Here is a 2,180-nt window from a genome sequence, read left to right as displayed (position 1 = left end):
ACTCGGCTGGTATCCATCAGGCTCCCACCGACGGTATGGACCATTTGGAGTGGCACTACCACCACCATTTCTATCCTCCGCTGCTACGTTCGGCTACCGTAAAAAAGTTCAGAGTCGGCTACGAAATGCTCGGTGACCCCCAGCGCGACATCACCCCCGAAATGGCCGCCGAACAATTACGCAACCTGCCGGATGTGCATTATAAGAGTAAAAGGAGCTGAGGCGTGAAAATAAGCGACTTCCTAACACTAAATGTTAACCCTTATGTAAGAAGATAGCGTACGAAAATAAACTTATAAGTTGATTTTATGGTTATAAATGGTATCTTTGCTATTGTCAATGAAAGCTTATTGTCTGTACAATTTGAGGGAAACGAAAGAGATGAGTTTGCTAGACTATTTGAGCAGTGGCAAGATATCGAGTACCTCGAAAACTTTTTTGAAAGCAACAAGGATGATTTGCAAAGCGGTTTTTTCGGAAATATTAGTATTGATGAAGCAGTATTTACTACTACTGAAGAAGCTAACGAATTGGAAACCCACATTCAGGAAGTGGCTGAGAAAGGACAAGAAGATGACTATTCTACCCTCTACGATCTGGTATTTCGTCCCTTACGTGCAAACGATACATCAACATCGCATGTAGAAAGTAAAGCATATGGCTTGGCCTCTAAATCATGGTTACGAGTATATGCTATTCAGATCACCACTAATTTATATGTTGTTTCTGGCGGTGCTATCAAGCTTACTCAAGCTATGCAAGACCGACCGCACACCACAGAGGAACTTGAAAAACTTAAAGCTACTGCATCCTACCTAAAAGAAATAGGATTAGAAGGTAGCGGAGATTACGGTTACATTGATATCCAAACATCATGATCACACGAAAAGACGCACTTAACAAACTTAATGGAATTGTTTCAGAAACTCCTAGCCAGTGGCATGAGGATGTAAAGCGACGTGCTGAGGAAAAGCCCTGGAAAAAACGATCGCAAGCAGTGGCTTTAGCCGTACTGCGAACTCTGCGCGCGAAGAAAATGAGTCAAAAAGAACTGGCCGGACAGTTAGGCGTATCTCCTCAGTTAGTCAATAAATGGGTAAAGGGTAAAGAGAATTTTACCTTCGAGACAGTGGGAAAATTAGAAGCGGCTTTAGGTATTCAGTTAATGGACGTTATGAGTCTCAAGAAGAAAGCTGTTAAATCAGAGGAGTATATTATGGTGGAAAAGGTTGAAAATGCTAAGAAGTCGAATGAACCTACTCAGACGGCTTCAACAGAAACCAAGGTGATTCCAATAAGCAAAGAACTTAGTTATGTTCCTGACGAGCAATATGCTTACTTATGAAAGAAGAAAAAGCTAGCAAAATAGGTTTTCTCCTTAGCAATATTAGAACTTTGGAGTTTGCTACAATTGATAGTGCCTATCAGGAAGGAAGTCCAGCGGATTTAAAGTTTAACTTTGGTTTTGGGGTACTAGAAGAAGCAAAATGGTTAGTATGTGATGCTATCGTCGAATTTCATTTCAATGAATGTCCTTTCATCATCATAAAGGTCCGATGCGAATTTGAAGTCGATTCAGAAGCTTGGGACAGTTATGTTGATCATAAAAGACACACAATAACATTTCCGGGTAAGTTTCTTCAACATTTAGCTGTTCTTACTACAGGGACCACCCGTGGTGTACTGCATGCTAAAACAGAAAACACAAAATTCAATCAAATCATACTGCCTACTCTTAATATCACTGATATTGTCAGCGAGCCTATAACTTTTGATCTAGACACTAAAAAGTGACTATTTGTGCTAGACGGCCCTTCGAGAAACCCATATTATTGCCGACACCAGATAAACTAATCTTATCAAAGGCTGTAGTCCGTCCAACAAGTCAAGAACTTATGCTAAATATATTCCATTTTGGGCATAAATCTTATGTGACGGTTATGTGATCGAACCTAATGTTTATTTAATTTTAGACACTTAAAATGCTGTTTATCAGAACCTTATATTGTGACAGTTATGTGATTGAATATACAGCAAACATTTTCTTTGAGTTTGGAATAGTATTGAGCTTTGATTTGCGAATTTAATCTTATACTGACCGAATTGAATTACCCATGCAAGAACAACTCACTGTTGGCTTAGCCCAGATTGCCCCGGTTTGGCTAAACCGAAAAGTAACG

The 2,180-nt window shown here is 39.8% G+C and carries 4 protein-coding genes; all 4 read left to right on the top strand.

The features are described 5' to 3' along the window. The coding region (gene galT / locus WBA23_RS12475; RefSeq protein WP_424582609.1) for a galactose-1-phosphate uridylyltransferase at positions 1 to 221 on the top strand (221 nt) is incomplete at its 5' end. 87 nt (positions 222 to 308) lie between these two features. Further along, on the top strand, positions 309 to 878 hold the full coding sequence (locus WBA23_RS12470; protein WP_424582608.1) for a hypothetical protein: 570 nt from the start codon (positions 309 to 311) through the stop codon (positions 876 to 878). Further along, a complete protein-coding gene (locus WBA23_RS12465) occupies positions 875 to 1,345 on the top strand; it encodes a helix-turn-helix transcriptional regulator (RefSeq protein ID WP_424582607.1) in 471 nt (156 codons plus the stop codon). Before WBA23_RS12470 ends, WBA23_RS12465 begins: the two co-directional genes overlap by 4 nt. Continuing rightward, positions 1,342 to 1,794 (top strand): hypothetical protein, encoded by a 453-nt coding sequence (locus WBA23_RS12460; RefSeq protein ID WP_424582606.1) that lies wholly within the window; start codon positions 1,342 to 1,344, stop codon positions 1,792 to 1,794. The genes WBA23_RS12465 and WBA23_RS12460 overlap by 4 nt, the downstream gene beginning before the upstream one ends. Positions 1,795 to 2,180 lie beyond the last annotated feature (386 nt).

The sequence above is a fragment of the Tunicatimonas sp. genome (genome assembly GCF_049647865.1).
Lineage (GTDB): Bacteria > Bacteroidota > Bacteroidia > Cytophagales > Cyclobacteriaceae > Tunicatimonas.
The sequence above is the reverse complement of the archived record's forward strand: the minus strand, read 5'-3'. Positions and strand labels throughout refer to the sequence as shown.

What these genes read in the sequence shown, in the direction of transcription:
- WBA23_RS12470 (WP_424582608.1), top strand. Translation starts at nt 309, where the DNA reads ATGGTTATAAATGGTATCTTTGCTATTGTCAATGAAAGCTTATTGTCT.
- WBA23_RS12465 (WP_424582607.1), top strand. Translation starts at nt 875, where the DNA reads ATGATCACACGAAAAGACGCACTTAACAAACTTAATGGAATTGTTTCA.
- WBA23_RS12460 (WP_424582606.1), top strand. Translation starts at nt 1,342, where the DNA reads ATGAAAGAAGAAAAAGCTAGCAAAATAGGTTTTCTCCTTAGCAATATT.